Source organism: Chamaesiphon sp. OTE_8_metabat_110 (assembly GCF_031382685.1).
GTDB lineage: Bacteria > Cyanobacteriota > Cyanobacteriia > Cyanobacteriales > Chamaesiphonaceae > Chamaesiphon.
Genome location: NZ_JANMZA010000223.1, coordinates 1 through 8,948, shown reverse-complemented (window position 1 = coordinate 8,948; position 8,948 = coordinate 1). Strand labels below are relative to the sequence as shown.

The following is an 8,948-nucleotide window of genomic DNA, read 5'->3' as shown; positions in this document are numbered from 1 at the left end:
CCCGCCGACGACTGAGAGAATGATTGCCTCGATCGTGAATTGAGTCAGGATATCATTTTGGGTTGCCCCGATCGCTTTCCGCAAGCCGATTTCTTGGGTGCGTTCGGTGACTGATACCAGCATGATATTCATCACGCCGATGCCGCCGACGAGGAGGGAAATCCCGGCGATCGCGCCCAGCAATAGAGTCAGCGCACCCGTAATCGTGGAGACGATCGTGAGGGCATCTTTTTGATTGCGGACGGTGAAATCATCTTCGCCGACGATTTTATGGCGTTGGCGGAGGAGATTGGTGATTTGAAACTCTGCTGCATCCATGCTTTCACTGTTTTTAGCAGATACCGAAATCAATGATAGCCGCAGCCCGAAAGGTGATGTCCGTCCGATAATCCGTTTGCTCATCGTCGTAATCGGCACGAAGATCGCATCGTCTTGATTGCTACCAAAAGAGGAGCCTTTGCTCTCCATCAGTCCGACGACTTCAAAGCTGACATTGTTGATCCGAATCTGTTTGCCGATCGGATCGTTATTGCCAAATAAGCGTTGGGCGATATCTGTCCCCACCATCGCAATCTGTTTGTCCTGTCTGACATCTTGAGCCGTCACAAATCGCCCTCGATCGACCGCAAAGTTACGCACACTGGGAAAGTCAGCCGTCGTCCCTTGAATGATGGAGGTCGTGGTAACGCTTTGATAACTAACTACAGAAGAGTTCTGTAGCACTGGCGCGACCCCAGCTACTGATGGTACTTGACGCGCGATCGCTCTGGCATCACTGAGTACCAATGTCGGCGGCGTGCCCCCACTGCGAATATTTTGGGCTTTAGGAGAGCCTGGGAGGATGAAGAGGGTATTTGGCCCCAAATTCTTGAATTGATCGGTGGCGAGGGTCTGCGTCCCTTCACCGACGCCGATCATCCCAATTACAGAGGCATTACCAATCACGATCCCCAACATCGTCAAACCGCTCCGCAGTTTATTCGAGATCAGGGTTTGAGTTGCCATTTTTAGGCTTTCGAGGATGTTCATGAGAGTTGGAAGTTGGGAGTTGGGGGTTGGGAGTGAGGGCGACTGGGGAATTGGGGGATTGGGGGATTGGGGGACAGCGAGCTAAATGGGAACGCAGTTCCGCTATTTACTCCCAACTCCCAACTCCCAACTACCCACCCGTCTTATTCCCATCGCCCATCATTTTTTCTTTAAATCCAGCGGGGATATCGATGAAGACGCGATCGCCAGATTTTAAGCCTTCGAGGACTTGGACTTTGTCGCGGACGCTAGCACCGACTTTGATGACTTTAAAGATGGGTTCGTTATTGGCTCCGGGGACGTAGACACCAGTTTGACCGCGTTTGGCGCTAATTGAAACCGTGGGTACGGTGAGCGCGTTATTAGTACGTTTACCGCTGAATATAGTGTTGACGTTCATGCCCGATCGCAAGACTTCTTTACCCGTATCGAGGGCGACGCGGACTTCAAACGAAGTGACGTTTTGCTCGACGACGGCTTCTGGTGCCACCAATCTAACGGTACCCTGAAAAGGCTTGTCGCTGTAGGCATCGGCGGTAATTTCGACTTTTTGACCGACTTTAATTTTGCCGATATCGACTTCAGGTACCTTGGCTTTGACTTCCATATCTTTGGCTAAAGCCACGATCGAAGTAGAAGTCGCCGATGTGCTGGTTGAGGCGGAAGTCGTCGGTGTCACAAATGCCCCAACGCTAGCATAACGCTGGGTAATCAAGCCTGCAAATGGCGCGACGACGGTTGAATCTCGGAGTTGAGAGCTAGCCGATTGGAGCTGAGCATTGGCAACGGCTAATGCGGCGGTTAGTTGGGCGATGTCTTCAGGGCGAGATCCATTTTTCGCTTGCTGATAGGCGGCTTGGGCTTGCTCGACTTGAGCGGCGAGACTGGCAACATCTTCGGAGCGACTACCGAGCTGAGATTGCCGAAGCGCTTGCTGGGCTTCGGTAACAGCCGCTTGGCGTTGGTTGATTTCCGATTGGGTGCTGTTGCGAACTTGTTGAAGTTTTTGTTGAGCGTCGAGGAGATTGGCTCTGGCTGTTTGATAGTCAGCAGTGGCTCGATCGAGTGTATCCTGGGAAACTGCCCCCGATCGGCGCAGCGATCGATTGCGATCTACTTGTGCCTGAGCGAGTTTTAATCTAGCATCATTTGACGACACCTGAGCGGTAGCCTGCTGGATTTGTTGGGGGGCGATCGATCGGCTCAGATTGAGATTGGCTTGGGCTTGGGCGAGTTTTGCCCGTACCTGAGCGGTTTCTTCAGGACGATTGCCATTTTTGGCTTTGTTAAGGTTGGCTTGCGCTTGAGTCAGTTTGGCTTGAGCTTGGGTAATTTCTTCGGCGCGCGTGCCATTTTTCGCCTTGCTGAGATTGGCTTGAGCCTGCTGGACGTTGGCTTGCGCTTGCGCGAAGGCGGCTTGAGCTTCCGCATTTTCCATCTGGGCAATTTTCTGCCCCTGCTGGACGCGATCGCCCTGTTCGACAAATAGCTGAAAGACTCTCCCTGCTGTCTTGGGGCTGATATTTGCCGTCTGGAAGGGAATGACATTACCACTGGCGGTAATTCGATCGGTCAGATCTTGCGCTTTGGCAACCGTGGTATAACGTTCTAGATCGATTTTTGGAGCTGGCTTAAACTGATTAACCGCCACGGTACCGAGTGCGGCAACACCGACGATCGCCGCCGCCACACCAGCGATGGTTGGGAACGGACGTTTGAGATTGTGAATGAAGGGTATTTGCATAGGAGATCGAGGCACACTAGTTCGTTAGTTAAAACTCTCAAATGACTGTTCATTGACTGAGCCGCTCATTCTGGAGTCACGACAATCGGTTTTGATGTCATTGCCAAGTCACCAATCTTTCAACTAGCGCAGACTGCATGACAAACCCGATCTGCACGATCGACTGCCATCGATGAGAATCGATCTACCAAGCGGGCAAAGCAACGATAACTTTTAATAGTTTTGTTACTTTTATTTACATTAAGTTTAACTCTTCTGTAACAAACATTGCTAGTGCCAAAAGTCATATCCTATGGTAGAGAAAACTCCCATGTGTACGTTCGATCCTGGCACACAGTGACAAAGAGCATCGAGTGCCAAATTTCAACTCCCATCTATTCGGTAACAAGTACGCTAGCCTAGATATGGTATTCTCGCTCACCCATCCATAAGTTGTAGTTGACTTACCGAAAAATTGTGATAGTAGCTGTAGAATCTATCCTATGATGGAATCGACAACTAACGCGATCCTCAATCTGCATCGATTTCGACGATTGTCCATAGCCCTATCGACTATCTACTCAGACATAATTTACTGTGCATAAACGGATCTACCTGCTACTCCTAACTGCTTGCCTAGGTATGACGATCTCGCCCACGATCGCTCACGGTCAAGTATTACTGCCATATGTTCCCACTCAAGATGCCAAATCCTTAGAGAATACTAGTAAGACTTTATTAAGACAAGCAGCCGGATTGGTTCAATTTCAACAATACGAACAAGCGATTCCTCGTGTTGCTCTAGCAACCCAATTAGCACCTAAAAGTCATGAGGCTTGGCTATTTTTGGGTACCTTGTACGTCCAAACTCAAAAATATCAAAAAGGGATCGATTCGCTGCAACAAGCAATCGCCATCAAACCCCAAGATCCAGACACGCTATTCATGTTAGGCTCTGCTTACTTCCAAAAAGGCGACCATCAAAAAGCGATCGACACCATTCAAGCTGGGCTAAAAATTAAGCCGGATAATAATTCCGCTCTCTTCGATCTGGGTAATGCTTACTATAAATTAAACAAGTATCCAGACGCGATCGCCCAATACCAAAAAGCGGTTAAAAAAGATCCTAAATTTTGGCCAGCGATCAATAATATTGGCTTAGTCAATTATGAGTCTGGCGACCTCAATGGTGCCATGCAGAACTGGCAACGCGCGATCGCCATCGATCCCAAAGCCGCCGAACCCCGCCTAGCAATGGCTGTCGCCCTCTTCGTCCAAGGCAAACAAGCTGAAGCATTTACCACCGCCGAAAAAGCGATCGCCCTCGACAGCCGCTACGCCAATATCCAATACCTCAAAGAAAACTTATGGGGTGATAGACTGCTCAATGACACCCGCAAACTGATTCAGACTCCCAGAGTTAGGGATTTTATTACTAAGGCTCCTGCTAGAGGATAGGGGATAGGGAATAGGGGATAGGGAAGAGAGAAAGATGGAATGTAGAAAGTGAATCATATTCAAGAACGCCTGCGTTCTAACCCCTATTCCCTATCCCCTATCCCCTATTCCCTATTCCCTATTCCCTTAGTAATTGTGTATTATTATTTTGCAGTCCAGTCCGATTGCGAACAGTTTGTGGCAGACTGAGATTAACTTAAGCGATCGATATAGGCATTTGAACTCATGGTAAAACAGCTAGATCTGCTAGGTACAGATAAAATTATTCCGATCGATCTGCCGTCAGAGATGCAGCGATCGTACCTAGAATACGCCATGAGTGTGATCGTGGGGCGGGCATTGCCCGATGTCCGCGATGGACTCAAACCAGTGCATCGGCGGATTATCTACGCGATGCACGAACTCGGATTGACACCAGACAGACCGTATCGCAAGTGCGCTCGCGTGGTCGGGGATGTCTTGGGTAAATATCATCCCCACGGTGACCAATCGGTCTATGATGCTCTGGTAAGGCTCGTTCAGGACTTTTCGACCCGTTATCCGCTCTTGGGCGGACACGGCAATTTTGGCTCGGTCGATAACGATCCGCCAGCGGCGATGCGGTACACCGAGACGCGGCTAGCCTCGATCGCTCATGAAGCTCTCTTGGGGGAAATCGGTACCGCCACGGTAGATTTTATCGGAAACTTCGATAACTCGCAGCAGGAGCCGACAGTTTTACCCGCTCAAGTGCCTTTACTACTGATCAACGGCTGTAGTGGGATTGCCGTCGGGATGGCGACGAATATCCCCCCGCACAATCTCGGCGAAGTTCTCGATGGGGCGATTGCCCTAATCGATAAACCCGATCTCCCCGATGCTAAATTATGGGAACTGATTCCCGGCCCAGATTTTCCCACTGGGGGCGAAATTATGGGTGTCGAAGGCATCCACGATGCTTATCGGACGGGGAAAGGGATTATCACCGTGCGGGGGATTTCCCATGTGGAGGTTGCTAGCGTCCAAGCGAAGCTCACCAAGTCCAAAAAACGCCGCGATTCGCTAATCGTGACCGAACTTCCGTTTCAGGTTAATAAAGCCGCCTGGATCGAAAAAATTGCCGAACTAGTTAACGCAGGCAAAATCGACGGTATTGCTGACTTGCGCGATGAAAGCGATCGGGAAGGGATGCGCGTCGTCATCGAGATCAAGCGCGATAGCGAACCCAGTCATGTCCTCGACCAGCTCTATCGCCAAACTGCCCTTCAGAGCAACTTTGGGGCGATTATGCTGGCAATTGTGGAAGGTCAACCCCGTCAATTGAGTCTCAGACAACTGCTGGAAGAATTTCTCAAATTCCGCGAAATCACGCTCACGCGTCAGTATGGCAATGAACTCGAACAAGCCCAAAAACGGGTACATACCCTCTCGGGACTGCTCACCGCGCTAGACAATCTCGATGCGGTGATTAGTATCCTCCGGAATGCGCCGGATGGTACCACCGCCAAAGCAATTTTCCAGACCGAATTAGATCTGAGTGACATTCAAGCAGATGCAATTCTAGCAATGCCGATGCGACGATTGACAGGCTTAGAAAAGAAAAATATTCAGACCGAATTTGAGGAACTCAATACCAAAATTGCGCGTTTAAATAATCTCTTGCTCGATCGCACCGAACTACTAAAATCACTCAAAAAAGATCTGCGATCGCTCAAGCGCAAATTTAGCGACGAACGGCGCTCTAAGATTACCAAAATCGATCTGCCCAAACTGGATCGAGCTACTGCTAGTCGCATCACTGCTACCAAAACTAAACCGACAGAAGGCTTGCCAGCCGAAGATCGCCTCTCTGCAAAAGAGCGGAAAATTCGATCGCTGCCCGCGACTCAACTCCAAATTGTCGAAGCCGAACCCACTCAATCCACCACCGTCGAAATTACTCATCAAGGCTACATTAGAAGACTCGGTAAAACTGGTGCCAAACTCAATCCTCAAAGCCAAGATTTCATCACCAAAACGTACCAAACTAACACTGATGAAGAACTTACCCTAATTACCACTGACGGCAAAGCTTATCCGCTCAAAATTCGCGATATTCCGCCCACCCTGGGTAACGATCGCGGCACGATCCTCACCAGCCTGATTCCCGCGCTCCAAGACACCGACACCACCGAGCAAGTTATCTATACCCTCCCCGCACCTGGCGAAACCAGCGACGATCTCCAGCAACTGCTCCTGCTCACCAACCAAGGCAAAATCAAACGCATCCTCCTCCAAGAGCTAAGTGGGCTAACAAATCGCGGTACCACCCTGATCAAACTGCGGGAAGATGACAAACTGCACACCATCACCCCCCTCACCAACCAGCGGGAAATCATCATCGCGACATCTGGCGCACGCATCCTTCGGCTGGCACTAGCCTCCGAGCAGATCCCCCTGATGGGGAGGGTATCCCAAGGCATCCAAGCGCTCAAAGTCGGTGCGAGAGAACGGATCGTCGGCTGTATCCCCGCAAATAGCACGGATGAGCTGATCCTCGTTACCCGTTATGGCTATGCCAAACGCATCCCCATTTCGACGATTCGGATCGTCCAAACCGGGAATATGGGCACCCATGCCATGCAATTTGCCATCAAAACCGATAGCCTGATTTACCTCAATCTCCCCCCCGCAGCCCTCGATCTGGTAACTACTACTCAACGTCATGAAATCGTGCCGATCGATCGCATCCAAACCTATGGCAAGGATGGCACTGGCGATCGACTACTCGATCTTCAGCCAGATGAAGAGATAATGTTAGTAAATTAGCTTACTAGGGGATAGGGGATAGTGAATAGTGGATAGTGAATAGTGGATAGATAGGGAATAGAATACAATTTGTAGGGTGGGCACTGCCCACCATCTAGGTTTCAGGCATTATCTACATTTTTCGCTACTCCCTATTCCCTATCCCCTGTCTTGATTCGCTAAACCGTCGGGAAACCCGACGAGCGCGAATCGCTACTCCCTATCCCCTATTCCCTAAACCATGAACTACGATTTTCAGGAATTAGCAAAACTCTACAAAGATACCCTGCTCGATAATGTCATCCCATTCTGGGAGCAAAACTCGATCGATTGGGAGCAAGGCGGCTACTTTACATGTCTCGATCGAGCGGGTAAAGTCTACGATACCGATAAGTTTATCTGGCTGCAAAACCGTCAGGTGTGGACATTTTCGATGTTGTACAATCGCGTCGAGCAACGCAGTGAGTGGCTCAAAATTGCCGGACATGGGGCGAGCTTCCTTGCCGAACACGGACGCGATCCCCAGGGTAATTGGTATTTTGCCCTCGATCGAGCCGGACAGCCCCTCGTACAGCCTTATAACATCTTCTCTGACTGTTTTGCGGCGATGGCATTTAGTCAATACGCGCTCGCCGATGGCGAACCTTGGGCAAAAGAGGTCGCCCTCCAAGCCTATCAAAATGTCTTACGCCGTAAGGACGATCCCAAGGGTCGCTACAATAAAACTTACCCTGGGACTCGATCGCTCAAATCCCTCGCCGTGCCAATGATTTTGGCAAACCTCACCCTGGAAATGTCCTGGTTGTTGCCCAGTGAAGAACTCGATCGGGTTTTGGATCTGACTGTGCAGGAGGTAATGACTGATTTCCTTGACCCACAGAGCGGTCTGATGTACGAAAATGTGGTGCCAGATGGCAGTCAGAGCGATTGTTTCGAGGGTCGATCGATCAACCCCGGACATGGGATCGAAGCGATGTGGTTTATCATGGATATCGCCAATCGCCGCCAAGATCGCGACACGATCGATCGAGCTGTCGATGTCGTCTTAAATATCCTTAATTTTGCCTGGGACGATCGCTATGGCGGTTTATATTATTTTATGGATGCCGACGGTCATCCCCCCCAGCAGTTGGAATGGAATCAAAAACTGTGGTGGGTGCATGTTGAGACGCTAGTAGCGCTAGCAATGGGTTATCGCTTGACTGGTAGGGCGGCCTGCTGGGATTGGTATCAAAAAGTTCATGAGTATACGTGGAAACACTTTGCCGACCCCAACGGTGGTGAGTGGTTTGGCTATCTCGATCGCCAGGGCGAAGTATTGTTAGATCTCAAGGGCGGTAAATGGAAAGGTTGTTTCCACGTTCCCCGCGCTCTATTGATGTGCTGGCAAGAGTTTGAAGCGTTAGCGAAGCAGGTTTAAATCTTCCGCCACATGGCTGAAAAAAGCCTCGCTGTGACATTATCTCGATCGATAATTAGCTACTTCGAGTAAATTAGGACAGCGATCGTCTCGATCTGCAAGATGTTATAAAAAATACTGAGCTAGCGATCGTAAGTTCCGTAGCTCGATCTGTTCAAATTTGTAATAATATTGATATACAACTTATCGAAATATATTTTCATCCGGCTAAGACTGTTGACTCACCGAATAAATGAGTCAAAGTCGGTAATAAGTATCACAAATCTAAGGAATTAGTCATGATTCGCATTCTCCTGGTGGATGACCAGAAGAGCATTCGGGAACGGCTGAAGTCTCTACTCGAGACCGAACCGGACTTTGACATCGTGGGAATGGTAGATAATGGCTATGATGCGATCGAGCAAGTCAAACTACTCCTGCCCGATGTCGTGCTCATGGATATGGAGATGCCCGATATCGATGGTGTCCTGGCAACCAAAATTATCTCCCACAGCTCGCTCAAAACCAGAGTCCTCGTGCTCAGCAGTCATGACAGCGATGAATATGTCGCCG

6 protein-coding genes are annotated in these 8,948 nt (G+C 49.8%); 4 read left to right on the top strand and 2 right to left on the bottom strand.

The features are described from left to right. On the bottom strand, nucleotides 1-1,029 hold a 1,029-nt coding region (locus tag RMO52_RS08370; protein WP_310412841.1), incomplete at its 3' end, for an ABC transporter permease. 130 nt (nucleotides 1,030-1,159) lie between these two features. Next, nucleotides 1,160-2,773 carry an efflux RND transporter periplasmic adaptor subunit gene (locus RMO52_RS08365; RefSeq protein WP_309744855.1) on the bottom strand — a complete coding sequence of 538 codons (1,614 nt, stop codon included), beginning with the start codon at nucleotides 2,771-2,773 and terminating at the stop codon, nucleotides 1,160-1,162. A gap of 621 nt (nucleotides 2,774-3,394) precedes the next feature. Between RMO52_RS08365 and RMO52_RS08360 the strand changes: the two genes are divergently transcribed. The 4 genes from RMO52_RS08360 to RMO52_RS08345 form a co-directional block, all read left to right on the top strand. Then, nucleotides 3,395-4,210 carry a tetratricopeptide repeat protein gene (locus tag RMO52_RS08360; RefSeq protein WP_309744856.1) on the top strand — a complete coding sequence of 272 codons (816 nt, stop codon included), beginning with the start codon at nucleotides 3,395-3,397 and terminating at the stop codon, nucleotides 4,208-4,210. Nucleotides 4,211-4,435: 225 nt separating this feature from the next. Beyond that, nucleotides 4,436-6,997, top strand: coding sequence for a DNA topoisomerase (ATP-hydrolyzing) (locus tag RMO52_RS08355; protein ID WP_310412838.1), 2,562 nt, complete (start codon nucleotides 4,436-4,438; stop codon nucleotides 6,995-6,997). 220 nt (nucleotides 6,998-7,217) lie between these two features. Continuing rightward, entirely contained in the window at nucleotides 7,218-8,396 is a 1,179-nt protein-coding gene (locus RMO52_RS08350; protein WP_310412835.1) for an AGE family epimerase/isomerase, read from the top strand. Between the two features lie 278 nt (nucleotides 8,397-8,674). Beyond that, a partial coding sequence (locus RMO52_RS08345) for a response regulator transcription factor (RefSeq protein WP_310412832.1) occupies nucleotides 8,675-8,948 on the top strand: 274 nt, incomplete at its 3' end.